This window comes from Chitinophaga silvatica, from assembly GCF_003419895.1.
GTDB lineage: Bacteria > Bacteroidota > Bacteroidia > Chitinophagales > Chitinophagaceae > Chitinophaga > Chitinophaga silvatica.
Genome location: NZ_QPMM01000018.1, coordinates 19,117 through 44,179, shown reverse-complemented (window position 1 = coordinate 44,179; position 25,063 = coordinate 19,117). Strand labels below are relative to the sequence as shown.

Here is a 25,063-nt window from a genome sequence, read left to right as displayed (position 1 = left end):
ATTTATCCCTTGTGCGCGCGATGAAAGTTCAATTTGTTTTAGCTATTAGTTGTTGTTTGTTAAGTTTTACTGCTTGTCATAATGCCGATAAATCTCCTCAGGCATTAAGCAGTTCTGAACTACTGGAAAGAGCTGGTAAAGCTCCGGGTATGAATGCCGGAAATGGAAAATTTACGGTTAAAACACCCGCCGGTTGGACTAAAACCGATACGGTTATCAGTCGTATCGAATATACATTTATGCTGGCACCAGCCTCTCCTGGCAGTCAGTTTCAGACTAATGTCAATATCGTTACTCAACAAATCAAAGAAGGCTTTACTGTAGATAAATACATGCAAAGTACCAGGCAGGAAATGGAAAGCTTTTTTGCCGACTTTAAATTGTTGGAAGAAGGTACCCGCACCGTTACCGGTGTAAAGGCAAAATGGATGAGATGTCAATACATTCATAAAGAAACCGGTACACTGCTCAATGGCCAAATTACCATCCTGGTAAAAAATAATATTGCATACGCAATAACCATGACTACCCTGGCCAATGAACTGGATGAATATACACCGGCTCTTGACGAAATCCTGGATTCATTCGAAGCCCAGTAACGTTATTACTACACGAAAGGTTATGATGTCGCAAAACCGTATCTTTGCGTCAAATCGTATTCGTTTGTGAAACATTTGGCCGCGCTTAATAAATACTTCATTTCCTATAAATGGCGATTAATACTAGGGCTCTTATTTACTGCTATTTCCATTGTATTTAGCGTATTTCAACCTATTATGGTCAGACAGATCTTTGATCTGCTTTCCCATAATATTGATGAATACAGAATATTGGCTCATACAGGCTTAGTCGGCATTTTTCGTTCAGACTTTACTCATGTTCTGGCATTCTATGGTATATCGATTCTGATATTCGCATTACTCAGTGGTTTCTTCCTGTTCCTGCAACGGCAAACACTAATCGTAATGAGCCGGCATATCGAATATGACCTGAAGAATGAGATCTATCAGCATTATCAACAGCTGGATCTGAACTTCTTCAAGATGCACAGAACTGGTGATCTGATGAGCAGAATTACTGAAGATGTATCACGTATAAGGATGTATGTGGGCCCTGCTATTATGTATGCAAGCCGCACTTTATTCCTGATGGTAATTATCGTTTACCTGATGCTGAAGGTAAATCCTCTGCTAACCTTGTATACTATATCACCACTGCCTTTGCTGGCGCTTACTATTTACTTTGTTAACAGAGTAATACATCGTAAAAGCGAGAGAATTCAGTCTCAATTATCTAATATTACCAGCATTGCCCAGGAATCATATTCCGGTATTCGTGTAATAAAATCATATATTCAGGAAGACGCAAGTACCAAACATTTTGATGAGGCCAGTGAGGCTTACAAGGAAAGCTCTATCAGTCTTGCTAAAACCGATGCCTTATTTCAACCAGCCATGGCGCTGATGATAGGCCTTAGCGTTATTCTAACCATTTTTGTCGGCGGTATCCAGGTGATTCAAGGTAATATTACGGTAGGTAACCTGGCCGAGTTCGTTATTTATGTGAATATGCTGATGTTTCCATTCGCATCAGTTGGAATGGTTGCAACAATGGTACAACGTGCTGCTGCCTCACAGCAACGGATAAACGAATTTTTACAAATCAAGCCGGAAATTGTAAATACTCCGGGTGCGAAATCATCGCAGTTGACAGGTGATATTAAACTGGAAAATGTGAGTTTTACATACCCGCATACCGGTATCACTGCTATCAAAAACTTCAATCTGCATATCAAAAAAGGCGAAAAAGTAGCCGTGATTGGCAGAACAGGTTCAGGCAAAAGTACCCTGGCTCAATTACTGATACGCATGTACGATCCTCAGGAAGGTGCAGTGAAAATGAGTGATAAGAATATCAGAGAGTTAGCACTGGATGGACTCAGAGAACAAATCAGCTATGTTCCTCAGGATGTATTTCTGTTCTCAGACACTATTGCAAACAATATCAGGTTCGGAGACCCTACGGCGAATATAGAGAAGGTACAACTGGCAGCCCGTCAGGCTTCTGTTGAAAAGGATATCCTTTCTTTCAACCAGGGATTCGAAACCGAAATAGGAGAGAGAGGTGTAACACTCAGTGGAGGCCAGAAACAAAGAATTTCAATTGCCAGAGGACTCATTAAAAATCCTAATATCATGATTTTTGATGATTGCTTGTCGGCCGTTGATGCAAGAACCGAAAAAGAAATCATTGGTAACCTATACGCCTATCTCAAGGATAAGACCGCTATCATTATTACACACCGGATTTTTGCACTATTCGAATTCGATAAAATCATCGTATTAGAAGAAGGTCGTATTGTTGAATCAGGAACGCATGAAGAATTATTATCATTGAATGGATACTATTCTGAACTTTACGCAAGGCAGCAACGAAACGAAGAAGAAGAAGTAAATTCCTAATTTTCAGATGCTTATCAGAGCTTGTTTTCAACAGTTATGCAAGAGATTTTATGATTTTTCAAAATCATTTAAAAATATTTTGATATTTGTAAAACAATAGTATATTTGTCTCTTATTGTAACAGGATTTGATTCGTTAACACTTAAATCTATCAACTGTGGCGTACGAAAACAACAATCAACAGGAAAGAAACAATGATAGCATCTTTTCTAAACGATTGAAAGCGGGTAAAAGAAGGACATACTTCTTTGATGTAAAGACCACTCGGGGAAACGACTATTTTCTTACTATCACAGAAAGTAAGAAGCGTTTTAATGACAATGGCTATGACAGGCACAAAGTATTCCTGTATAAGGAAGACTTCAACAAGTTCCTGAATGCATTGACAGAAACTATCAACTACGTTAAGACTGAGTTGATGCCCGATTTCGACTTTGATGCCTACAACCATGACTATGTGCAGGAGGATCAGGATGATGCTGAGACTGATGGATCAGAAAGTCGTTCTGAAGTTGCCGCGCCAGTAGAGGCTACTATCGCTTCTACCAGTTCTCATAGCTCAGACGAAGTAGACAAATGGTAAAATTTTACTTGAAATAATTGGTCAACCCCTGGATTTTTCCAGGGGTTTTTTATTGAAATTTATCGCCTCAAATACGCATTCAAATATCTGCCGGTTATAGATCCCTCACATTGTAATAACGCTGCCACAGTGCCCTCAAATACTATCTTACCCCCATACTTTCCAGCGCCCGGACCCATATCAATAATCCAGTCTGCCTGCGATATGATATCAAGATTATGTTCAATTACAATCAGTGTATTACCTGCATCTACCAACTCATGCATTACCTGAAGTAATTTCGCAGTATCTGACGGATGGAGGCCTGTACTGGGTTCATCCAATACCAATACTGCCGGTTGTTCTTTCAACTCCTTCGATAATTTTAATCGTTGTCTTTCTCCCCCTGAAAAACTGGATAAACGTTGGCCAAGCGTAATGTAATGCAATCCTAGTTTTGTGAGTGTTTCAAAATCGGCCAACAAATTACGCTCATCAAAAAACTCAATTGCCTCCAATACCGTTAATTGCATTAACTCTACAATATTCTTACCCCGATAGGTATACTTCAGCATTTCAGGGTTAAAACCGCTGCCATCACATACATCACATACCTGCTCTATATCATCCATAAATGCCAGATCAATCTTTTGAATGCCTGTTCCATTACAAGCCAGGCAAGCCCCTTCACTGTTATTACTAAACAAGGATGCATTAACATGATTGGCCTCTGCATAGAATCGCCTGATCTGATCTGCCACTCCTAAATAAGTTAGCAGTGTTGATCTGATACTTCCGATAATAGGAGATTGATCAATTACCTTCGTATAGGGATGCTGGTTAGGTAATACTTCACTGATCAATGTGCTCTTGCCTGAACCTGCAACACCCGTTACTACAGTAAGCACGCTTAAGGGAATAGATACACTAACATCTTTCAGGTTATGCATACTGGCATCTGAAAGTTGGATAGATTCGGTAAACGATTTGGGATGTTGGTTATAGGTAGGGTGCGTATGAAAGTATCTGCCGGTTTTTCCTGCTGAATTTTTCAATCCTGAAAACGTGCCCTGGTAAACGATTTGCCCGCCCTGCTTACCCGCTTCTGGCCCCATGTCTACTATATGATCCGCAATACTGATGATATCCGGATCATGTTCTACAACCAAAACAGTATTGCCTTTATCTCTGATCTGCTTGATGATGTTGATGATATTATCTACATCTGCAGGATGCAGGCCAACACTGGGTTCATCGAGTATGTATAACAGGTCGATCAGGCTGTTGCTAAGTTGCTTCACCATTTTGATCCGTTGCGACTCGCCACCAGACAAGGTTGCAGTAGTTCTGTTGAGGGTTAGATATTGCAACCCAATCGTAATAAGATTTTGTAACCGTTTGATTAATTCCTGCAGTAATGTTTCATAACCTTTTGCATGAATGCTTTTTAAAAATACCTGCAAATCATCTATCGCCATTGAACAACAATCTGCAATATTTTTTCCCTGAATCTTACAGGAAAGCACTTTTTCATTGAGGCGTTGACCATTACAAACAGGGCAGGTAGCTGCTGTTACCAAATCAGAAAGGGTGTCTTTTCGTATATCCGTTTCCTTTGAGTCTTTCTTTAGGAAAGCCTTTTCGATCCGGGGAATTATGCCTTCATACAACACTGTTTTACCCCAGTTTTCCGAAGGTTTAGCTGGTTTATGCTCTTTGGCATACAATAAAAGATCCCATTCCTGCTTACTGTAATCTTTCAGTATTTTATCATTATCGAAATACCCCGATTGAGTATATCTTGTTAATCTCCATCCCCCGGGTTGAAAAGTAGGGAACCTGATAGCTCCTTCATTCAGTGATTTCGATTTGTCGATTAGTTTATTTAGGTTGATAGATTGCACGTACCCTAACCCTTCACACTCGGGGCACATGCCAGCGGGATTATTAAATGAGAAGATGTTGCTATACCCTACAAATGGCTGCCCAATGCGGGAATATAGCAGTCTGAGTTGTGCATAAATATCCGTTACCGTACCAACGGTAGAGCGTGCATTTCCACCAATCTTTTGCTGATTAATGATAATGGGAACGTTAAGGTTTTCAATCTTATCTACATCTGCAATCCCCAGATGGGTTAGCCTGTTCCTTACAAAACTATTGTGGGTTTCGTTTATCTGTCGTTGTGCCTCAGCCCCGATAGTAAGAAAAACCAGGGACGATTTACCAGAACCTGAAACGCCAGTGAAAACGGTAATTTGATTTTTAGGAAGCTCTAATGATATGTTCTTCAGGTTATTCTGTCTGGCTCCTGTAATTATGATGTTTTTCATAGCCAAATAAATTTCTCAAACCAAATGGATCGTAAATGAAATTATTGCAATTATCCTTAAATTATCTTTACAATAATCTCTTTGTCAAAATTTTTTGAGAAACTAATGGTAGTTTAAGCGCCAGACATCATTTGTGATGAATGTTTGGTTCTCTTCAGAACTTGAATAGAAAAAGTATATTTTCATAGTTTATTCAGATTTAAGTTAGGTTACCTTACTTTAATTTATCTTATCTACAAACTGTTTATCAAACTAAATAATTGTTACCCCATAATTCCGGATCAGATATTCGAATTAATACGAATTAATCCCTCAAGATAGACCAACAACCAAAAACGACCCTATGCGGTATTAAGCAGTATAAAATGGTTGTTGGACGATAAATCCGGCTGTATATCGCTACCGCTTGGGATGCCCCCAAAATCAATTGAACTTTGCATTTCAGAACCCAATCAAGTTTATAATCAAAAACAATTTCAAAAATGCAAACAGTAGAAACTTCTCCATTCAGAAGCTACCAGGGAGGATATTTTAAAACGCTGATAGCACCGGAACAAACCAACAATGCGTTGGCCCTACTCGAAATTACTTTACCTAAAGGGGCAGAACCGCCACCTCATATTCATAACAATGAAGATGAAGCCTTTTACATTGTTGATGGTGAAATAAGCCTTAGAATTGCCGATAAGGTAACCGTACTTAAGCCTGGCGATGCTATGTTTGCTCCCCGTAAAGTGCCACATTCTTTTGAAATACTCACTGAAAGAGCTACCATTATGAATTTGATAACACCAGGTACGCTTTGGAATTTCTTTATGGAATTTAGCCAGCCATTGTCTGTACTCCCGGAAAAAATTCAGGCTCCAGGACCTCCGCCAATCGAGATATTACAGGCACTGCAGAGCGTGATGGTCAATAAATACCAATTGGATTTTGTTAACTCTTAATTATAACCAGATAATGATTCAGAAGATTTATTCCTTGTTTTTCGTTCTTGCTGTACTGACCATATTTAGTTCCTGTTCACGAAAAGATTCGAATCTTACAATTAATTCAACCGTAGACGAAAGCCTTTCGTCTATAAAATGGACGGGTAGTGCTCCCACTCACTCTCATGAAGGCGCTTTTAAAGTTTCCGGAAGTCTTCAATCCAATAAGAACAGCAAAATTACTGGCGGTAGCTTTACCATTCCGATTGGAAGCATCACCAATTTTGATCTTACCGATGAGGCTCTGAAAGAACAATTATTGGAGCATCTATTGAGTGATGAATTTTTTGATTTAGTTAAGTATCCCGAAGCAAAACTTGTAATTAAAAAAGTAGAAGAGTACAGTGATGCAATATCTTCAGCTAATACCATGATTATTGCTGATTTCACAATGCTGGGGCAAACACATAGCATTAATATACCAGCTTTGGTAAAAGGTGAGAATGGTAAATTCTCTGCTGAAGGGAGTTTTAAAATAAATCGCCTGAATTGGGGAATGAATAGTTTTAATGATCCTAACGGTACGCTATATATTTTACCGGATGTAGAAATTACCCTGGATCTTTATTTTAAATAGTACAACCTATTACTAAGCGCCAGCCAGGCGCTTAGTATTCTTTGATTATCCAAAGAAAATAAATGCAATATGAATACAAATAAATTAGTTCAGCTATTTTTTATCGCGGGTTTAATCATTCTTGGTGCTGCCTGTAAGAAAAGTAATACCGATAAACCAGATAACTCCAAACCTTCAGTACCTCTGAAAACTCCACGTGGCCAGGTAGTCGGAACCCCTAAAAAAGTTACTATCGGAGCCAATGGAGGTAGTATAGCCATGCCCGATAATTATATTTCTATTCAGGTTCCTGCAGGGGCTGTAGATAATAACACAGAATTTTCAATTCAGGAAGTGCAGGCAAATGCAGGTATCCAAACAGGTCGCTTGTTTAGAATACTTCCAGAAGGAATTACCTTAAAAAAACCGGTGGAAATTACTTTCCATTATACAGATACGGATATTGAAGGATCTAACGAAGATTATTTATATCCCTGTTATCAGAACAGTGAAGGAGGGTGGCATAAGATTATGGACTGTACGTTAGATAAATCACAGAAAACCTTAAAAGTATCTACCACTCACTTTAGTGATTGGGCATTATTGCGGGATGTTGCTATTAAGACTACAAAAAATGCATTGGGATCGGGTGAGGAAGCCACACTGGAAGCTTATGTTATAGATGAAGATGAAGACGGAACAATTCCTGAATTCATAGGGCTGAAACCGGAACAAATTGTAGAATGGAAGGTTGTTGTTGGGGGTGGAACAATATCCGGAGGAAAGAACCCTATAGTAACTTATAAAGCCCCTAATACAAGTGCTCAAGTTGAGGCGATGGTTGAAGTGACGGTAAAGAATGTAGTAAAAAAATCGGACCCTAAACGCCCTGGGAATGGTGGACTTGTGATCGTTAGAAGAACTATTACTGTATTACCAGAGGAGTATGTAGTATGGAAGATTTCCGGTGGAGAACAAAAGGCTATGTTCTTTAGTATGGGCGTGTTTAACGGAAAAGCTATCCTTTCAGCAACAGCAACCAATGAGTCTGTTTCTTTCCAAACTAATTCATATGTAATTGGGAAATTTAGTGTTGGAGATATGAGCAAACCTAAAATGGCAGATTTAACTGCTACCTATGAGCATAAAACTTATGAAAGTAAGTATACAGAATGTGATACCTATAATAAAGTATATGCCAGTGGTTCTATTATTTATGATATGGTTTCCGATACGGTTGGAGGACTTGTTCAGGGAAGTTTTGAAGGACAGCTTTTTAAATTGGAGAATTGTGTGCTTGATTATAGGAATGTATCGGGGAGATTCAGGGTAAGAAGAGGGCAATAATCTCATAAATAGTTAGCCTCAGAAATTTTTCCCAAAAACAAAAGGATTGTAGAGAAATACTTTCTACAATCCTTTCTGGTTTTATTTATTAACGAAACTATTACTGTTTCATCTGTTTCCATGCATTGATGAGGCCATTTGTACTGGCATCATGATTCGCTACAGGTTCGTTATTTTCCAGTTCCGGCAAAATTTTGCTGGCTAATTGTTTACCTAATTCAACTCCCCACTGGTCGAAGCTGTAGATATTCCAGATCACACCCTGTACGAATATTTTGTGTTCGTATAAGGCTATAAGTGAGCCAAGGGAATGTGGAGTGATTTTCTTCACCAGGAATGAATTGGTAGGCCTGTTACCGGTAAATACCTTAAATGGTACCAACTTTTCTATTTCTGCTTCCGGAGTATTGGCTTTTTTCAATTCAGCTCTAACTTCATCAGCAGTCTTACCATTCATCAATGCTTCGGTTTGAGCAAAGAAGTTGGAGAGTAGTTTTACATGGTGATCTCCAATCGGGTTGTGGCTGATTGCAGGAGCAATAAAATCACAAGGTACTATTTTAGTTCCCTGGTGGATGAGTTGATAGAAAGCATGCTGACCATTGGTCCCGGGTTCTCCCCAAACAATTGGTCCGGTTTCATAACTAACAGGTTTGCCGGTGCGGTCGGCAGATTTACCGTTGCTTTCCATATTTCCTTGTTGGAAATAGGCAGGGAAGCGGTGCATATATTGGTCGTATGGCAAAATGGCTTCGGTGGCAGTATCAAAGAAATTGCCGTACCAAAGGCCAATCAGCGCCATCATAACCGGTATATTTTGTTCGAAAGGAGTTTCGGTGAAATGCCTGTCAACTATATGAGCTCCCTGGAGTAGTTCTGCAAAATTATCGAAGCCGATTGTCAGTGCAATGGATAATCCGATGGCAGACCAAAGAGAATATCGTCCACCAACCCAATCCCAGAATTCAAACATATTCTTAGGGTCAATTCCAAAAGCTGTTACTGCTTTTTCGTTGGTAGATAAGGCTACGAAGTGCTGAGCAATAAACTTTTCGTCGTGGGCATGGGAGAGGAACCATTCGCGTGCAGTATGTGCATTGGTCATGGTTTCCTGGGTAGTAAATGTTTTGGAGGCAATCAGGAATAATGTTTCATCCGGAGTAACCAGTTTCAGTGTTTCGGCGATATGAGTGCCATCAACATTAGAAACAAAATGAGGTTGTATTCCTTCTTTCCAATAAGGTTTTAAGGCTTCTGTAACCATTACCGGGCCTAAATCAGAACCACCAATACCAATATTTACGATATAGCGTATAGGCTTTCCGGTATAACCTTTCCACTCACCAGAATGTACTTGTCTGCAAATGTGATCCATTTTATTCAGTACAGCCTTTACATCCGGCATAACATCTCTGCCATCCAGCATAACTGGTTTGTCGGAGGTATTTCGCAGGGCTACGTGTAACACTGCACGATTTTCTGTAGCATTGATTTTCTCACCACCGAACATCGCCTTTATAGCAGGAGCAACCTGGCATTCATTGGCCAGGTCTAGCAATAGTTGCCGGGTGTCTTCGGTAATAAGATTCTTCGAATAGTCGAATAAAATATCTTCCAATTGCAGGGAAAATTCACTGAAGCGTTCTCTGTTTTCCATGAAAAGGGCACGCATATGCTGCTTTTTCATTTCTTCAGCATGTTGCTTTAGAGAAGCCCATGATTTGGTGGTTGTTGGATTAATAGAAGGAAACATAGTAGTCTGTTAATATTAAAATGCGGGTCAAAAATAATCTTTTAGATTTATGATTTCTGTTTCCTATAAAATTGCCAGGAAATTGTTATTGCAATCAGCCCTATTCCGATCACACATGCATGAATAATGCTGCTCTCATCCATTACATCCGCTGCTTTTCTTTTTATCAGAATACCATAAAATGCCCAAACACTAACAAGTGCATAAATAATATTGTTTCGCAGCAATATCATAAGTATACTGGCTAATGTGCCTATTCCGATAAAGGCAGTTGTAGTGATTACCTGTGCATGATGTTCTCCTTCCCATCCTGCAAAAACCAGTAGGGCAGCAGCATTGGCTAAGGCCGCAATTACAATCCAGCCAAGATACAAGCTAAAGGGTAATTGAATGAAGACCTGCTCCGTAATAGATGTTTTTACTATATTAATTTGTAGGTTAAGATGAATAATGATTAGTGATACCAGCAAAATAAGCATAAGCGCCATACTTACCGGGATTAGCTGATAATGCCAGGCGAAGAGCCAGCAGGCATTTGCAACTGCCGACACCAGAAACCAGTCCTTAATTCCACTCATCAGTTTATTTAGCTTCTCGGGTTGTTTACCTGCAAAAGCTAACCTAAGTTGATATACTATAAAACCTAATAGTGTGAGATAAATTAATCCCCAGATCGAAAAGGTGAAATTGGCAGGAGTAAAGAGGGTTGGATATTCATCCGAAATCTCTGCTGTTGTTTTACCGTTTATAGGAAGTAAAACAGCCAGCATATTAGCTCCAAGCATCAATAAATAACCTATAGTGTTGAATATAGATTTGTTTTTCAATTGAAGGGTCTCGTGGCTCGCCATAGCGGAACGATGGTTTTTTGAAGGTTTATGACATGGTTACTTATGTTACAACACAAAAATTATGCTAAATGAAAGATGAAAACACATATATAATACATAATACATTAGCAGATTACTACATTTTTAACTACTTTTGCCGGCTATGACATCAGAGCAATTAAAAGCTATGAGGGACCGTCTTTTTGTCCTGGGAGGTTTTCTTTAACGTCCAGGACCGGTTATCCAAAATAGAAAATGACAAGCAATTAAGTCTATCCCCCGGATTCTGGGATGATAATAGCAGGGCCACGGCGATTCTGAAAGAAATCAAAGTAAATAAATACTGGGTTGATCTTTATAATCAGGTGAATGCTGCTATCGATGATAGCGCTGTACTTAACGACTTTTTTAAAGAAGGAGAAGCTACAGAACAGGAAGTAGAACAAGCTTATGAAGCCGCATTATCAGCTTTAGATGATCTCGAATTCAAATCAACTTTGAATCAGCCTGAAGATGAAATGCCAGCTGTATTAACCATTAATTCAGGAGCAGGTGGTACCGAAAGCCAGGATTGGGCCGAGATGCTGTTACGTATGTATCGTATGTATGGCGAAAAACAAGGCTGGAAAGTATCTGAAATAGATACCCAATATGGTGATGGTGCCGGAATTAAATCTGCTACACTCGAATTTGATGGCGATTTTGCTTATGGCCATCTTAAAGCAGAAAGCGGAGTACACAGATTAGTGCGTATTTCTCCTTTCGATTCCAACGCCCGCAGACATACTTCTTTTGCCTCCGTATATGTTTATCCGTTAGTAGATAATACTATCGAGATCGCAGTGAACCCTGCAGATCTTGAATGGGAATTCTATCGTTCCGGTGGAAAGGGCGGACAAAACGTAAACAAGGTAGAAACTGCCGTGCGTCTGAAACATATTCCTTCAGGTATCATCGTGGAATGCCAGCAAGCCCGTACTCAGGGTGAAAACCGTGAAAAGGCGCTGACCATGCTGAAATCTCAACTCTATGAAGAAGAATTGAGAAAACGTGAAGAACTCAAGAATGCTGCAAATGCAAGCAAACGTAAGATCGAATGGGGCTCCCAAATCAGATCCTACGTTTTCCATCCTTACAAAATGATTAAAGACCACCGTACCGATTTTGAAGTCGGAAACGTGGGGCCCGTGATGGATGGTGAGCTGAACGGCTTTATCAAAGCCTATCTCATGATGCAGAAAGAAGAAGACAATAATTAGGAGGATGCTGAAATAAGAGGACAATAATTAATAAGTATCGACTAATTATTAATAAGCCTGTAGGCCTCGTATGCCTTAATTTTGCAGCGGAAACATATTTTCGTGGTCTTTATTGGCCTGATTATCTGAATAATTTTATTATACAGATAATCAGGTCGATAAATATAAATTAAGCTTACAATGAATACAGGATATTTCGAATACGCAGCGCCTGCTAATGAGCCTGTGTTATCTTATGCTCCAGGGTCACCCGAACGAGCTGCATTAAAGAAGCAATTAGCCGCTTTTAAGGCTGAAGTAGCCGATATCCCAATGTACATCGGCGGTAATGAAATTCGTACCGGAAATACAGTAGATCTCCGCCCCCCACATGAAATCAGTCACAAATTGGGTCACTTCCATATGGGAGATGCCTCTCACGTTAAAGATGCTATCGCAGCCGCTTTGGCAGCTCGTGAAAAATGGGCAGCAATGGACTGGGAATCACGCGCAGGCATCTTCTTACGCGCAGCCGACCTGTTAGCTACTAAATATCGTTATCATATCAATGCTGCAACAATGCTTGGGCAAAGTAAAAACCCTTACCAGGCAGAAATTGACAGCGCATGTGAATTAATAGACTTCCTGCGTTTTAACGTTCACTTCCTTAGCCAGATTTACCGCCAACAGCCTATTTCCTCTCCTGGGGTGCACAACCGTGTTGAGTACCGTCCTTTGGAAGGTTTCGTTCTGGCTGTTACGCCATTCAACTTTACAGCAATTGCCGGTAACCTGCCAACTTCTGCTGCAATGTGTGGTAACGTTGTTGTCTGGAAACCAGCCAACACACAGGTATTTGCTGCTCAGGTATTCATGAAGGTGATGATAGAAGCAGGATTACCAGCCGGGGTTATCAACCTGGTGTATGCAAACGGTCCTGTTATCGGTGATGTATGCTTTGCAGATCCTCATTTTGCAGGGATTCACTTTACCGGATCTACCGGCGTTTTCCAAACCATGTGGAAAACGATCGGTGAAAACATCCACAAATACAAAACTTACCCACGTATCGTAGGTGAAACAGGAGGTAAGGATTTCGTACTGGTACACAAATCTGCTGATGTAGATGTTGCTACCATCGCCCTGGCACGCGGTGCTTTTGAATATCAGGGACAAAAATGTTCTGCCGCTTCCCGCGCTTATATACCAAGCAATCTTGCCGACCAGATAAAATCAAAATTGGTGGCTGAACTGAATACCATGAAAATGGGTTCTACAGAAGACTTCAGCAACTTTATCAATGCTGTGATCGATGAACGTTCTTTCGATAAGATCGCAAAGTATATCGATAATGCAAAGAAGGATGCTTCCGCTACAATCCTTGCTGGTGGTAATTATGATAAAGCTACAGGCTATTTTATTGAACCTACGGTTATCGTAACTACCGATCCGCAGTATGTAACTATGCGTGAAGAAATCTTCGGCCCTGTACTGACCATCTATGTATACGATGCAGAACAGTTCGAAGAAACCATCAAACTGGTGGATAGCACTTCTGAATATGCTTTGACTGGTTCAATTATTGCGCAGGATCGTTATGCAGTTGAACTGGCAACTCATAAGCTGGTTAACAGTGCCGGTAATTTCTATATCAATGATAAACCTACTGGTGCAGTTGTTGGTCAGCAACCTTTTGGTGGTGCCCGCGCTTCCGGTACCAATGATAAAGCAGGTTCCATGCTTAACCTTTACCGTTGGTTAAGTGCAAGAAGCATTAAGGAGACTTTTGTACCGGCAACGGATTACAGATATCCTTTCCTGAATGAAGCTTAGTAAATGTTCATGATTTATAATAAGGCGGTGGAAGCGGATTCCATCGCCTTTTTTTGTACCTTGCGGTCCATTATACTGAATTATGGAGGCAGAAATAATTAAAACCTACTTCGCAGAAAGACATAAGCAATTTAGAATAGCCGTTTTGGAACAACGATTGGAAAATGCAGGTGTTCCTAAACCACAATCTTCTACGCTCGCTATTGAAGCCTTTCAACAGTTTTTTAAGAAAGAAATGAAATCCAAAGGCATTAAAGCCGGTTTATTCTTCGGAATCGGATTAATTATGCTGATTCGTGTAATTACTCTTACCAATCAGCAGCAGGGTAGTAGCTTCATGCAGGTTTCTTTTTCTCTTGCTTTGGTTGCCTTTGCGCTGGTGCAGGGGTTAATATGGGGGATGCAACTCTTTGCCCTGAAAGAAGAAATCTCCTCTTTCAGAGAACTTAGAAGATTATAATTCAACTTAATATGGATCTTTTTCCCGCAAAGCCATAAGTATCGTAAAGAAGCTTAAGAGATGACTAAAAATAATATTTTAGATCTTAAAAACCTTAAACAAATCTTAACGGCTTTGCGAGAAAAAAAATTATTGCATTTTCTTTAGAGCATCGAGCGACTCCTGTACATGCTTCTCTCCATCCTTCATTGAATTGAAGGTATGTACCACAACTCCATCCTTGTTTACTATATAGGTTACACGCCCGGGAATAATAAAGGTTTTAGGCACTCCAAATAATTTTCTGACATCATTCTTAGTATCACTCAAAAGCGTAAACGGAAGCTGATGATGGTCTGCAAACTTGCGATGAGAAGCAACATCATCTGAACTGATCCCAATTACCTTTGCTCCATATTTCTGAAAATCCTGGTAATTGTCTCTGAACGAACAGGCCTCTTTAGTACAAACACTGGTTTCATCTTTCGGATAGAAGTAAATAACCAATGGCTGCTTACCCAACACCGTATTGATATCAAACATTTTTCCATCCTGATCAGGAAGTGAAAATGAAGGAACTTTATCCCCCACCTTTATCTGAGCATCCGCATCTGGGCTCCAGAACTGAAAGAAGGCCGCCATAGTAATTAATAACTTGAATATTTTCATATGATGGTATTGTCGACACTAAAGTACGAAGAGAATCATTATTTTTGGCTCCTAAAACATTGTGTTTTGAAAACTATACTAAACGGCAAGCAAATGGCTATTACGATCGACAGGCTCTGTCATCAGTTAATAGAAAACCATTTACAGTTTGAAAATACGGTGCTGATAGGACTACAGCCAAGAGGGATCTATTTATCAGGCAGGATGCATCAAGCTTTAATGAAATTACTACCAGGCGCACATATCGATTATGGCAAACTGGATATTACTTTTTATCGCGATGATTTCAATCAAAGTAAAACGTTGCATGTACCTAGTGAAACAAGTATCGACTTTTCTATTGAGAATAAAAAAGTAGTATTGATAGATGATGTATTGTATACCGGTAGAACCATCCGTTCGGCACTCGATGCAATGCTGGATTTTGGCAGACCCGCTTCGGTAGAATTACTTACACTGATAGATAGGAGATTCAGCAGACAATTGCCTATCCAGCCAGATTATACCGGCAGAACCATAGATGCTCTTATCTCTCAAAAAGTAAGGGTATTATGGCAGGAACGGGATGGTAAAGATGAAGTTATATTGATTGATTAAGAATCGAATTTCAGAATTCAGATTGTATCCTTTATATTTGCACATTAATGTCACTTTCTGTAAAACACTTACTCGGAATTCGAGATCTGCAGCGTCAGGATATAGAGCTTATTTTCCAAACAGCCGACCAGTTTAAGGAGGTGTTACAAAGGCCTATTAAAAAGGTTCCTACGCTTCGAGATACCACCATCGTAAATTTATTTTTTGAGAACTCTACCCGTACCCGCATTTCATTCGAATTAGCGGAGAAAAGGTTGGGTGCCGATACCATCAACTTCTCTGCTTCCGGCTCTTCCGTTTCAAAAGGCGAAACTTTGATTGATACCGTGAACAACATCCTGTCTATGAAAGTAGATATGGTGGTGATGAGACATTCGGCCAGCGGAGCTCCGCATTTCCTCTCAAAACACATTGATGTTCCTATCCTGAATGCTGGAGACGGAATCAATGAACACCCAACACAAGCCTTACTGGACTCTTTCTCTATCAGAGAAAAATTAGGCACTGTGGAAGGAAAGAAAATCGCCATCTGTGGCGATGTTATGCACTCCAGAGTTGCATTATCTAACATCTATTGCCTGAAAAAACTCGGTGCTGAAGTTACTGTTGTCGGTCCTCCAACCCTCATTCCTAAATACATGGCTGCTGCCCTGGGGGTAAATGTTACCTACAATATGAGAGAAGCCCTGGAATGGTGCGATGTTGCCAACGTATTACGTATTCAGCTCGAAAGACAAAATACACCACTATTCTCTTCATTAAGAGAATATTCGCTGGCATATGGCGTGAATAAAGCATTGCTCGACAGCCTGCATAAAGAAATAATAGTAATGCACCCTGGCCCGATCAACAGAGGTGTGGAACTTAGCTCCGATGCTGCCGATTCAAAACAATCTATCATTCTTCAACAGGTAGAAAATGGTGTGGCCGTCAGAATGGCAGCGCTGTATCTCCTCGCTGGTGAAAGAAAAAGATCATTAGTTGAATAGTTAATCTACCTATCTAAGGCGGGGTAATACCCGCCTGTTTTTATAAATATTTTAAACCCCCGTTTGTTAATCTCTCCCCATCATCTATCTAATTCTTCAATCCCTATATTTAAAAATTCATAAACAAATGAACAAGTATGAAAGGCTCAGGTCTGAGCTTCAGGAAAAAGGCACTGGTAAAATGAAAGCCTTTGGAACATCTATGCTGCCTATCCTAAAAAGCGGAACTTTACTCACCTTCATAGCTGCACCTGAATATAAAGTGGGTGACATCGTATTTTGTAAGGTAAAGGGGCATTACATAGATGCACATAAAATTGTAAAGCGCGATGCAGGTAAAGGCTATCTGATCGCCAATAATCATGGCTTTGAAAATGGCTGGACACGAACGATCTATGGCAAGGTCATTTCCGGCGAATATGAGAAAAGGATTATTTACACCAGTGAATAATCCTTTTTTATTTAAAAGCTAACCCCCAATCCCAATGTATAGGATCTGAAGAAGGGATATAAATTTCCGTTATAACCACCAGCCTGCTCCGGATCATAGTATTTGATCTTCATCTTGGTAGTTTCCCAGAGATCCTGCCCCGAGAAATAAACCCTCAGATGTTCAATAAAAATCTTCTTCAGCCAGCCAGCTGGTAATGTATAGCCGATTTGGAGGTTTTTAAGCCTTATATAAGCCCCATTCATGACCCAATGGTCTGACGGCAGTGTATTATGCTGATCGTTTAAATATAGCCTTGGAAACAGCGCATTTGGATTTTCCGGGGTCCAGTAATCCTGGTTGATATCCCAGGGTTGCTGCCAGGTACCAGTGAATGGAATATTATATCGCGGATCAGGCATTACTTTTCTATTACCTACTCCCTGGAAAAACACAGTAAAATCAAATCCTTTCCAGGAAAAGCCCGCTTCCAGTCCATATGCGATTTTAGGATCTGTACTTCCCAGGTATACCAGGTCGGCCTGATTAATCTGATGGTCTCCGTTCACATCCACATATTTTAAATCTCCAACACCGGTATGACTGCTTTGAAATGCATGCTGCTGTACTTCTGCATTACTCTGGAAATAACCGTCGGTCAGGTAGCCGAATAAAGAAGAATAGGGATAGCCTGCAATACCCTGGTTCCAACCGGCCTGTGGCTGTACATGATCATTATTCAAAACCTTATTCTGACTGTTGAACAGGTTGGCATTTACATACCAGTTAAATGGCCCTTTATCCTGCCTCCAACCGATATTGAATTCCCATCCCCAGGTCTTCATTTCTCCCTGATGAAATCTCAATGGTAAAGCTCCTTCTGTAGATGCAGATAACTGTGGAATCTGCATATTGGTATTACGCTTGGTAAAATAGTCGGCAGCTATAGTTAATCTACCCCTAAGTAAGGTCATATCCAATCCCCAGTTATTGGTAGTAATATCTTCCCATCCATGGGCCTGTGGAATCGGGTTCTTATATGCAAAAGGAAGAAAACGGAGATAGTTATCAAAACTAAAGATCTGATACTTTTCATCATTTGGAATACTATTCCAGCTGTTTACATTTCCTAAGCGACCCCAGGACCAGCGAAGTTTAAAATCATTAAATACCGGGAGGAGGTGATTAAACCAGTTTTCATTATTTACACGCCAGCCGGCTGAAAACGAAGGGAAAATCTGCCATTCTTTTCCTCCGTTGAATGAAGTGCTGTATTGAGCAAGCCTGGCGCTAATCAGATTGGCTTCCAGCAGATATCTGTTATCATAATTGTAGTTGACCTTCCCAAACAAAGAAGATAGAGTACCGCTTGCTTTTAAAATCTGCGTATAGGCAGGAGGGTTATTGAAATAGGAACCATCTATTTCAGCCTGTGTAACCTCATAGGAAGCGTCGGTATTTTGAGTGGTGTTATAGGTTTCCTGCGTATAACCACCAAGGAAGTGAAGGGTGTGTAAACCTGCTTTCAGATCATAGTCAGCAAGGAATTGAAGATTACCTGCATTTGAAACCAGCTTATTTTTTTGAAGCATGTTATTCGCCTGAACAGCTCCAACTGGTGCAACCCTGTTCCACAATTCGATGGTATTTCTTCCCAGATCGTCGCGCAGTGTATGATTTTGCGGACTATATATAGCCCTGAGCGTTAGTCCGTGTACCAGGCTATCGATTCGTAAGGTAAATACTCCATCGATATAATTATTCTTCTCATCACGCTTCCCACCATCTTTCAATATTGCATAAACAGGAGCACTTTCTACAGTATAATGATTAGTGCCGGGAACATATACCGGAACATTTCCAGGGCCTCTGTAAAGTCCGGCCAGTAAGCCATTGGGGCCCTCTACATTTTGTGAAGGAGAAAGTGTATTGGTATTGGCATAAGACAATCTGGTTTCAAGGCTCAGATGTTTGGAGATACGATTGTTTAAATTAACCCGGGCATTGATCCGGTGAGTACGATCCGGCCCAATGGCCAGTAATCCTTCTCTCCCAAAATACCCCAGGGAAGCGGAAAACTGATGACTACTATCACCGCCTTTTACAGATACATTGTAATTATTAATACCTGTTTTACTTTTTGTGATAGTAGTAAGCTGGTTGAAATTGTAATAGTATTTATAATAATCAGGATTGTTATAATCAATGATATAATGATTGCCTGTTTTCATCAGCTCAATCTCTGCATCCTGCCAAACAGGGGGTTGGCCTGCATTTACAGCCGCAATATTTTGCATGGAAGCAGCTGTGTAGGAGGCAACTCTGTTAGGAAGCCTGATCGGAGTTTCGAAGCCACCCATCATATTAAAGTCTACTCTTAATTTACCAGGTTGCCCGGTTCGGGTAGTCACCAATACAACACCACCAGCGCCTCTGGCGCCATAGATGGAGGCTGCGGATGCATCTTTTAGAATGGAAACCGATTCTATATCATCAGGATTGAGCACAGCAAGAGAACCGGGTACACCATCAACAATCACGGGGGTGCTACTTCCGGCACTAACACCTCTGACCTGCACATTAAACCCCTCCCTGCCGGGTTGTCCGTTACTCCTGGTTACAATTAATCCGGTGGCTGTTCCCTGTAAAGCAGCAATAACATTTGAAACAGGCCTGCTTCGGAGCCTGACACCATCTACCTGCGCAATGGAGCCAGTGATGTTTGCACGTTTCTGCAAGCCATATCCGAGCACTACCAGTTCATTTAAGCGATGCAGATCGGGTTGCAATTGTACCTGAATATTTTTGCGATCATTAACGGGAATTTCTTTTGTTTCAAAACCTATCAGAGAGAATTGCAGTACTGCGGAACCATTAGTAACGGCTATTTTGAAGCTTCCCCTCTCTCCTGATGCTGTTCCGTTGGAGGTGCCTTTTTCCCGGATAGATACGCCACTCAATGCTTCGGAACCATCTGTCACAACCCCTGTAATCGTCCATTTCCTGTTATCCGTCTCGGTATTGATATTGATAGAAGGGGCTGTTGCAATTTCATTCAGAGGAATAACGATGATCTGTTTATCTTTTATCTCTACTTTATACTTATTAGGAGGAAATATTCGGGGCAAGACTTCAGGGAGAGACGCATTTTTGACGTGTAAGTTAATACCCCTGCGGTTTTCAAGTTCATCTGATGAAATGGCGAAAGTATAATTGGTTTGTCTTTCTATTTCTCTGATTACAGTTTTAATACTTGCATTGTTAAACTGTAGTGTAATGTTATTAGTTGTGGGAATAGGTTGTTGTGCCGCAAGAGGAGATGCGACAGATACCAGGATAATAACTAAAAGGAGGAAAAGCACGTAACCAGACCTGGTATTGGTATAACGCGCCGGTAGCAATAATTGCGGCATATATACAGGCGCGTATTAGTAGATTTCTACCAGGTCATTTGTTTTAGTAATATTTACTTGTAATGTTTTACGGATAATGTCTAATACTTCATCCAAAGACAGATCCGGGAAGGTTGCAAACAGTTTTTTATCGGCAACTTTAGGATTGTCTATTTTTATTTTGATTTGATAAAAATCTGATAGGGCGGCGGCTACATCAGATAATGATGTATCGTCGAAGGTTAGTGTTCTGGTTTTCCAGGCCAGTACATTATTTTGTTTATTGTAAGTTTTGGTATCAATTTCATTTTGATGCAGTCTCAGAGAGGCTTCCATTCCTGGGGTAAGAATCACCTTTTTATTGGATTTTTTGTAGGAGGCGCTTACTTTTCCTGATTCAACAAAGACTTTGACGGTATTATTTTCAGATTTTACATTGAAGGAAGTACCGAGTACTTCAATGGCTACTTCAGGAGTATTTACAATAAAAGGAACATCCTGTTGTTTGGTAACATCGAAGTATGCTTCACCTTTATCTATTTTAATATTTCTGCTTTTTTTACCGAATTCTCTTGCGTATCGTACGCGTGTATTGGCATTGAGATAGAGCATGGAGCCATCTGAAAGTCGGATACTGTCGCGCTGTTGGTTGGTAGCAAAAGTTTGATATCCGCCAGGCCAGAAGAATGTCCAGGTGGTAGCGGCAATCAGTAATACAGCAGCGGCAGCCCACCAGTAGCGGCGTTTCATTTGCACTACAGGAGCTGAAGCAGGAGTGGAGGTAGTAACCGGGGTAACCAGTTGCTTGTTCAATTCCTGCCATTGGCCATGAGTATCGTAGGAGGAAGCAGCAGGCAATGGATCACCTTGCCACATTGCTTTCATATCCAGGAATATATCCAGGTTGGCGCTATCCTGCTCAATCCAGTCATTGAGCTCAGATTTTAGCTGCTCATTTTCCGGATCTTCCAGATAACGGACTACAATGTCTATGTCTGTATGCTTATTCATGGCTTCTTATTAGTAATACAACCGAATTAATGGTTACCATTAGAGGTTTTAAAAAAAATCTTTTCTTTAAGATTTATTGACGAGATCTACCCGTAATCGCTTTAGAGCAGTGGTAAGATGAGCGTATACGGTATTAATGGAAATATTGAGTTGTTTTGCAATTTCGGCGGGGGTAAGGCCATTGCCTCTGCTCATTTCGAAAACACGTCTGCACTGTTCGGGTAACTTCTCCAATGCCGAAAGATATTTTGCTTCCAGCTCCTTGGTTTCGATTAGGGTAGTAGTATCGGTTTGCGGAACGTTTTGATGTAATTGTTCTTTCGTATAGGCCTCTTTGCGCTGTTCTTTTTTAATTCTATTCAGGCAGGTATTCACAGTTGCCCGTGCCAGATAGTGATTGATCGGAGCGCGATCGTCAAGGTTTTCAGCACCTTTCCACAAATTGAGGAATACATCCTGGACCATGTCATTAGCTTCATCTGTATCCTGTACATACTTAACGGCTATATTATACATGGAAGGGGCGTACTGTTTAAAAACAGCCTCAAATACATCTTTATTTCTACTCCTGATGCCTTTTACGATTTCATCATTACTCAATTGCAACATTGCTTAGTCGTTTGTATTTGTTCCGTGGTGCGAAGATAATTTTTAAAATACTAAATGGTATTCCTACTTTTTTTCACTTTAACATTTCTTTGACTAATGGTAAACCAATTATCGGATGTATTCTAAGTATAAGCCACCAACGAACAGGCATTTAACAAAAATCATGCTGATTCGGGCCGGTGGGTATTAGATTATTATTTTTTTTTAACCATACAAAAATTGAAAGCCATGAAAAAATCAATTGTAGGAACACTCGTTTTAGCCGCTATGGTAATTGGATTTTCTGCTTTTAACAACGCAGATGCCCGTATTTCAAACGCTGTTGATTCAGCAGCAGTAAAAGCTATAGACACTGCAGCTGTAGTAGTGGCAGATGGAGGCACTATAACTGGTAAAATAGTTCCGGGAGATGGTGCAGCTGAAGTAGAAGCAGCTCTGGGAGAGGAAAAATTAAAAGGGGCCGTATCTGAAGGTACATTTACCATCCCTGCTGCCAAATCAGGCACTTACACAGTAACAATTTTAGGTAAGAGCCCTTATAAAAACGCCATCATTAAGGATGTGAAGGTAGAAGAGGGCAAAGCTACTGATCTCGGCGAAATTAAATTGGAACAATAGTATTGTTCATACAACAACGTAATAGCAACCAACAACACAAAACATCCAAATGGAAGCTCCATTGGTTTGATGCAGGGAGGCCCTAATCGGCTTCCCTTTTTATTTCTGTCTATTATTCTCCTATATTTGTCCGCGTAAAATTGCCGAATTTATAATGCGGACCATCATTCTACTGTTTATTTCCAATTCATTTATGACATTCGCCTGGTATGGGCACCTGAAGTATCAAAATGTTGCGCTATGGAAGGTAATACTGATAAGTTGGGGAATTGCATTCTTTGAATACTGCTTTATGGTACCAGCCAACAGATTTGGTGCCCAGGAAGGATTCACCGGATTTCAGCTTAAAACGATCCAGGAAGTCATTACCCTAACGGTTTTTAGCATCTTTGCCGTTGTTTTCCTGAAAGAACCATTGCGCTGGAATTATCTTGTGTCTTTTGCCTTTTTGATAGGAGCTGTCTATTTCATGTTTAAAAAGTGAAGTATACCCGCAGTAGTACAAGTCTTGCGCTTTTGCATGAAAACATATACCTTTAGGTGTCGATATTCAACCAAAATTAAAATCACTTGAAGGAAGAAGCTAACATTCAACTCCTGGCTGAGCGTATTGGGTCTTTAGGAGATGAACAGGCTTACAAGGCATTATTCCGGTTATTTTATAAGCCACTAAGCCAATTTGCCTTTTCTATCATAAAATCCTGGGAATCAGCAGAGGAAATTGCTTCAGATGTATTTTTAAACATCTGGAAACATAGGGAGCGCCTTCTACAGGTAGATAATTTGAAAGTATATCTTTACGTCTCCACAAAAAATATTGCCCTCAATTATTTAAATAAAGCTGCCAAAACCCAACATTTCAGTCTGGATAACCTGGAAGTAGATATTAGCGTAAATCATGCAACTCCCGAACAGATCTATATTTCAGGAGAAATGGTTAAAAGAATTGAAGCCGCCGTCAACGATCTTCCCCCTAAAAGAAAAATGATCTTCAAATTAATCAGGGAAGACGGCTTAAAATATAAAGAAGTAGCCCAGATCCTGGATATTTCTGTCAATACAATTGATGTTCACATGGCCCAGGCACTTAAAAAAATAAGTGAAAGCATCAATCTCACCTTTACGAAATAAAAAAAATTAAAAAAAAAGTTGAAAGCGGAGTAGTAGATTTTTAAAATTTACTTGTCCTTCTATTATAATCATGCTTTTGAAGTATTAAAACATGGAACAGGAAAGAATATGGCTTTTGATGGGCAGAAAGGTATCGGGCGAGGCCACGATGGGGGAACTCCGTGAATTGGAAGAGCTGTTGCAGAAAGATCCGGACCTCAGGTATAAGCTTTCTGTTCTCAGTAACTGGCCTGCCACCAAGCCGGATGCCAAATGGGAAGATAGAACAGAAGCCGCATTGGATAAACATATGCTTCGAATGAAGGAGGTTTTTGTAGAAGAAAACCTGCCTGTTAAAAAAGTTCAGAAACGATCACTTAAAATAGTTGCTGCATTATCTGTGCTGGTATTGATGTTAGGTGGATATTGTACCTATTTGTTAGTAAATAAGCGCCTCCCACAAGAAGGAAAGCCTGCTTTGGCCGCAATTTTTACCAGGGATGGTTCCAAAAGCCGTGCACAATTACCCGATGGTACGGAAGTTTTGTTAAATGGAGGCAGCCGCTTAACTTACGATCAAAATAAATTCAATCAGGATACCAGGGAGGTAACACTTGAAGGAGAAGCCTTTTTTGATGTAGCTAAAAATGCCGATAAACCATTTTATATTCATACCGCCAAAATGGATCTGAAAGTTTTAGGCACTTCATTTAATATAAAGGCCTATAATCAGGACGCTACTACAGAAGCTTCCCTGATTACCGGAGCCGTGGAAATCACTGTTAATGATGGTAAGGAACACAATGTAAAACTCTTGCCCAATCAAAAAATTATTCTGGAACATACTACTAACGTTAACCAGGTTATACCCACAAAACTAGTAGCCAGTTACAGGATCGAAAATATTAGGAATACTCAGGATAATCTAATTTATGAAACTGCATGGTGCGACAACTATCTTGTATTTGACAACGAAACATTAGCTACAATTATTCCCAGGATGGAAAGTTGGTATGGTATTAAAATACATATCACTGATTCCCACCTGAAAAAATATTCCTTTACCGGAACATTTAAAAACGAATCGTTCAGGGAAGTCCTTGAAGCACTGAAGGTTACAACATCATTACATTGGAGAATAGAAGGAAATGATGTTTTTATTACGCAATAATAAAAACAAACAACAAATCGATACCGCTCAAAATGAGAAAAGAGGGCAAATGCTGGAACATTTACCCCCTTTCATTGAGATCAAAACGGCAGTAGCTTATCGTGGTAATGTAAGTCTGTCGTAGT

At 40.2% G+C, this 25,063-nt stretch carries 24 protein-coding genes; 17 read left to right on the top strand and 7 right to left on the bottom strand.

All coding sequences use genetic code 11. The features are described from left to right. Nucleotides 1–20: 20 nt before the first annotated feature. The 3 genes from DVR12_RS26155 (at nucleotide 21) to DVR12_RS26145 (ending at nucleotide 3,045) form a co-directional block, all read left to right on the top strand. On the top strand, nucleotides 21–599 hold the full coding sequence (locus tag DVR12_RS26155) for a DcrB-related protein (protein ID WP_116978768.1): 579 nt from the start codon (nucleotides 21–23) through the stop codon (nucleotides 597–599). Between the two features lie 66 nt (nucleotides 600–665). After that, on the top strand, nucleotides 666–2,462 hold the full coding sequence (locus DVR12_RS26150) for an ABC transporter ATP-binding protein (RefSeq protein WP_116978767.1): 1,797 nt from the start codon (nucleotides 666–668) through the stop codon (nucleotides 2,460–2,462). 157 nt (nucleotides 2,463–2,619) lie between these two features. Beyond that, nucleotides 2,620–3,045 carry a DUF3276 family protein gene (locus DVR12_RS26145; RefSeq protein ID WP_116978766.1) on the top strand — a complete coding sequence of 142 codons (426 nt, stop codon included), beginning with the start codon at nucleotides 2,620–2,622 and terminating at the stop codon, nucleotides 3,043–3,045. Between the two features lie 59 nt (nucleotides 3,046–3,104). Here the strand turns inward: DVR12_RS26145 and DVR12_RS26140 are convergent, their stop codons facing one another. Continuing rightward, nucleotides 3,105–5,357 carry an ATP-binding cassette domain-containing protein gene (locus tag DVR12_RS26140; RefSeq protein WP_116978765.1) on the bottom strand — a complete coding sequence of 751 codons (2,253 nt, stop codon included), beginning with the start codon at nucleotides 5,355–5,357 and terminating at the stop codon, nucleotides 3,105–3,107. A 482-nt stretch (nucleotides 5,358–5,839) separates the two neighbouring features. Between DVR12_RS26140 and DVR12_RS26135 the strand changes: the two genes are divergently transcribed. The 3 genes from DVR12_RS26135 (at nucleotide 5,840) to DVR12_RS26125 (ending at nucleotide 8,249) form a co-directional block, all read left to right on the top strand. Then, the gene (locus DVR12_RS26135; RefSeq protein WP_116978764.1) at nucleotides 5,840–6,304 is read left to right on the top strand and encodes a cupin domain-containing protein; all 465 of its coding nucleotides are present in this window, start codon (nucleotides 5,840–5,842) and stop codon (nucleotides 6,302–6,304) included. A 13-nt stretch (nucleotides 6,305–6,317) separates the two neighbouring features. Continuing rightward, entirely contained in the window at nucleotides 6,318–6,923 is a 606-nt protein-coding gene (locus DVR12_RS26130) for a YceI family protein (protein ID WP_116978763.1), read from the top strand. A gap of 69 nt (nucleotides 6,924–6,992) precedes the next feature. After that, a complete protein-coding gene (locus tag DVR12_RS26125; protein WP_116978762.1) occupies nucleotides 6,993–8,249 on the top strand; it encodes a hypothetical protein in 1,257 nt (418 codons plus the stop codon). Between the two features lie 100 nt (nucleotides 8,250–8,349). On the opposite strand, the gene pgi is transcribed toward DVR12_RS26125, so the two are convergent. Both pgi and DVR12_RS26115 read right to left on the bottom strand, forming a co-directional pair. Beyond that, nucleotides 8,350–10,002, bottom strand: coding sequence for a glucose-6-phosphate isomerase (gene pgi, locus DVR12_RS26120; protein WP_116978761.1), 1,653 nt, complete (start codon nucleotides 10,000–10,002; stop codon nucleotides 8,350–8,352). Between the two features lie 47 nt (nucleotides 10,003–10,049). Next, nucleotides 10,050–10,853: a hypothetical protein gene (locus DVR12_RS26115; protein WP_147323545.1), complete on the bottom strand. Its 804-nt coding sequence runs from the start codon at nucleotides 10,851–10,853 to the stop codon at nucleotides 10,050–10,052. A gap of 142 nt (nucleotides 10,854–10,995) precedes the next feature. Here DVR12_RS26115 and prfB point away from each other — a divergent pair. The 3 genes from prfB to DVR12_RS26100 all read left to right on the top strand — a co-directional run bounded on the left by prfB (nucleotide 10,996) and on the right by DVR12_RS26100 (nucleotide 14,363). Further along, nucleotides 10,996–12,091, top strand: a protein-coding gene (gene prfB / locus DVR12_RS26110; RefSeq protein ID WP_116978759.1) for a peptide chain release factor 2 whose coding sequence is annotated in 2 segments (ribosomal slippage) — nucleotides 10,996–11,055 and nucleotides 11,057–12,091 — 1,095 coding nt in all. Because the reading frame shifts where the segments join, the coding sequence is not laid out codon by codon here. 180 nt (nucleotides 12,092–12,271) lie between these two features. Beyond that, nucleotides 12,272–13,903: an L-glutamate gamma-semialdehyde dehydrogenase gene (pruA, locus tag DVR12_RS26105; protein ID WP_116978758.1), complete on the top strand. Its 1,632-nt coding sequence runs from the start codon at nucleotides 12,272–12,274 to the stop codon at nucleotides 13,901–13,903. Nucleotides 13,904–13,985: 82 nt separating this feature from the next. Beyond that, entirely contained in the window at nucleotides 13,986–14,363 is a 378-nt protein-coding gene (locus tag DVR12_RS26100) for a hypothetical protein (RefSeq protein ID WP_116978757.1), read from the top strand. Nucleotides 14,364–14,492: 129 nt separating this feature from the next. Here the strand turns inward: DVR12_RS26100 and DVR12_RS26095 are convergent, their stop codons facing one another. Continuing rightward, nucleotides 14,493–15,011, bottom strand: a complete 519-nt coding sequence (locus tag DVR12_RS26095) for a peroxiredoxin (RefSeq protein ID WP_233522468.1) — start codon at nucleotides 15,009–15,011, stop codon at nucleotides 14,493–14,495. A 66-nt stretch (nucleotides 15,012–15,077) separates the two neighbouring features. On the opposite strand from DVR12_RS26095, the gene pyrR reads away from it, so the two are divergent. The 3 genes from pyrR to DVR12_RS26080 all read left to right on the top strand — a co-directional run bounded on the left by pyrR (nucleotide 15,078) and on the right by DVR12_RS26080 (nucleotide 17,048). Continuing rightward, complete coding sequence (pyrR, locus tag DVR12_RS26090) at nucleotides 15,078–15,608, top strand: bifunctional pyr operon transcriptional regulator/uracil phosphoribosyltransferase PyrR (protein WP_116978756.1); 531 nt, start codon at nucleotides 15,078–15,080, stop codon at nucleotides 15,606–15,608. 47 nt (nucleotides 15,609–15,655) lie between these two features. Further along, the gene (locus DVR12_RS26085; protein ID WP_116978755.1) at nucleotides 15,656–16,597 is read left to right on the top strand and encodes an aspartate carbamoyltransferase catalytic subunit; all 942 of its coding nucleotides are present in this window, start codon (nucleotides 15,656–15,658) and stop codon (nucleotides 16,595–16,597) included. 127 nt (nucleotides 16,598–16,724) lie between these two features. Next, entirely contained in the window at nucleotides 16,725–17,048 is a 324-nt protein-coding gene (locus DVR12_RS26080; protein ID WP_116978754.1) for a S24 family peptidase, read from the top strand. Nucleotides 17,049–17,059: 11 nt separating this feature from the next. Here DVR12_RS26080 and DVR12_RS26075 read toward each other — a convergent pair whose 3' ends face one another. The 3 genes from DVR12_RS26075 to DVR12_RS26065 form a co-directional block, all read right to left on the bottom strand. Continuing rightward, nucleotides 17,060–20,440: a SusC/RagA family TonB-linked outer membrane protein gene (locus DVR12_RS26075; protein ID WP_116978753.1), complete on the bottom strand. Its 3,381-nt coding sequence runs from the start codon at nucleotides 20,438–20,440 to the stop codon at nucleotides 17,060–17,062. Between the two features lie 15 nt (nucleotides 20,441–20,455). After that, a complete protein-coding gene (locus DVR12_RS26070; protein ID WP_116978752.1) occupies nucleotides 20,456–21,430 on the bottom strand; it encodes a FecR family protein in 975 nt (324 codons plus the stop codon). A gap of 66 nt (nucleotides 21,431–21,496) precedes the next feature. Further along, nucleotides 21,497–22,039: an RNA polymerase sigma-70 factor gene (locus tag DVR12_RS26065; protein WP_116978751.1), complete on the bottom strand. Its 543-nt coding sequence runs from the start codon at nucleotides 22,037–22,039 to the stop codon at nucleotides 21,497–21,499. A gap of 228 nt (nucleotides 22,040–22,267) precedes the next feature. Between DVR12_RS26065 and DVR12_RS26060 the strand changes: the two genes are divergently transcribed. The 5 genes from DVR12_RS26060 (at nucleotide 22,268) to DVR12_RS27685 (ending at nucleotide 25,062) form a co-directional block, all read left to right on the top strand. Beyond that, nucleotides 22,268–22,657, top strand: a complete 390-nt coding sequence (locus DVR12_RS26060; RefSeq protein WP_116978750.1) for a peptidase associated/transthyretin-like domain-containing protein — start codon at nucleotides 22,268–22,270, stop codon at nucleotides 22,655–22,657. 154 nt (nucleotides 22,658–22,811) lie between these two features. Continuing rightward, on the top strand, nucleotides 22,812–23,141 hold the full coding sequence (locus DVR12_RS26055; protein ID WP_116978749.1) for a DMT family protein: 330 nt from the start codon (nucleotides 22,812–22,814) through the stop codon (nucleotides 23,139–23,141). Nucleotides 23,142–23,227: 86 nt separating this feature from the next. Then, on the top strand, nucleotides 23,228–23,788 hold the full coding sequence (locus DVR12_RS26050) for an RNA polymerase sigma-70 factor (protein ID WP_233522467.1): 561 nt from the start codon (nucleotides 23,228–23,230) through the stop codon (nucleotides 23,786–23,788). A gap of 91 nt (nucleotides 23,789–23,879) precedes the next feature. Then, a complete protein-coding gene (locus tag DVR12_RS26045; RefSeq protein WP_116978748.1) occupies nucleotides 23,880–24,938 on the top strand; it encodes a FecR family protein in 1,059 nt (352 codons plus the stop codon). Beyond that, nucleotides 24,916–25,062: a hypothetical protein gene (locus tag DVR12_RS27685; protein ID WP_158563378.1), complete on the top strand. Its 147-nt coding sequence runs from the start codon at nucleotides 24,916–24,918 to the stop codon at nucleotides 25,060–25,062. Before DVR12_RS26045 ends, DVR12_RS27685 begins: the two co-directional genes overlap by 23 nt. Nucleotide 25,063 lies beyond the last annotated feature (1 nt).

What these genes read in the sequence shown, in the direction of transcription:
- DVR12_RS27685 (WP_158563378.1), top strand. Translation starts at nt 24,916, where the DNA reads ATGATGTTTTTATTACGCAATAATAAAAACAAACAACAAATCGATACC.
- DVR12_RS26075 (WP_116978753.1), bottom strand. Translation starts at nt 20,440, where the DNA reads ATGCCGCAATTATTGCTACCGGCGCGTTATACCAATACCAGGTCTGGT.
- DVR12_RS26140 (WP_116978765.1), bottom strand. Translation starts at nt 5,357, where the DNA reads ATGAAAAACATCATAATTACAGGAGCCAGACAGAATAACCTGAAGAAC.
- DVR12_RS26155 (WP_116978768.1), top strand. Translation starts at nt 21, where the DNA reads ATGAAAGTTCAATTTGTTTTAGCTATTAGTTGTTGTTTGTTAAGTTTT.
- DVR12_RS26130 (WP_116978763.1), top strand. Translation starts at nt 6,318, where the DNA reads ATGATTCAGAAGATTTATTCCTTGTTTTTCGTTCTTGCTGTACTGACC.
- DVR12_RS26070 (WP_116978752.1), bottom strand. Translation starts at nt 21,430, where the DNA reads ATGAATAAGCATACAGACATAGACATTGTAGTCCGTTATCTGGAAGAT.
- pgi (WP_116978761.1), bottom strand. Translation starts at nt 10,002, where the DNA reads ATGTTTCCTTCTATTAATCCAACAACCACCAAATCATGGGCTTCTCTA.
- DVR12_RS26080 (WP_116978754.1), top strand. Translation starts at nt 16,725, where the DNA reads ATGAACAAGTATGAAAGGCTCAGGTCTGAGCTTCAGGAAAAAGGCACT.
- DVR12_RS26060 (WP_116978750.1), top strand. Translation starts at nt 22,268, where the DNA reads ATGAAAAAATCAATTGTAGGAACACTCGTTTTAGCCGCTATGGTAATT.
- DVR12_RS26085 (WP_116978755.1), top strand. Translation starts at nt 15,656, where the DNA reads ATGTCACTTTCTGTAAAACACTTACTCGGAATTCGAGATCTGCAGCGT.
- DVR12_RS26095 (WP_233522468.1), bottom strand. Translation starts at nt 15,011, where the DNA reads ATGAAAATATTCAAGTTATTAATTACTATGGCGGCCTTCTTTCAGTTC.
- DVR12_RS26135 (WP_116978764.1), top strand. Translation starts at nt 5,840, where the DNA reads ATGCAAACAGTAGAAACTTCTCCATTCAGAAGCTACCAGGGAGGATAT.
- DVR12_RS26125 (WP_116978762.1), top strand. Translation starts at nt 6,993, where the DNA reads ATGAATACAAATAAATTAGTTCAGCTATTTTTTATCGCGGGTTTAATC.
- DVR12_RS26045 (WP_116978748.1), top strand. Translation starts at nt 23,880, where the DNA reads ATGGAACAGGAAAGAATATGGCTTTTGATGGGCAGAAAGGTATCGGGC.
- DVR12_RS26065 (WP_116978751.1), bottom strand. Translation starts at nt 22,039, where the DNA reads ATGTTGCAATTGAGTAATGATGAAATCGTAAAAGGCATCAGGAGTAGA.
- DVR12_RS26100 (WP_116978757.1), top strand. Translation starts at nt 13,986, where the DNA reads ATGGAGGCAGAAATAATTAAAACCTACTTCGCAGAAAGACATAAGCAA.
- pruA (WP_116978758.1), top strand. Translation starts at nt 12,272, where the DNA reads ATGAATACAGGATATTTCGAATACGCAGCGCCTGCTAATGAGCCTGTG.
- DVR12_RS26055 (WP_116978749.1), top strand. Translation starts at nt 22,812, where the DNA reads ATGCGGACCATCATTCTACTGTTTATTTCCAATTCATTTATGACATTC.
- DVR12_RS26115 (WP_147323545.1), bottom strand. Translation starts at nt 10,853, where the DNA reads ATGGCGAGCCACGAGACCCTTCAATTGAAAAACAAATCTATATTCAAC.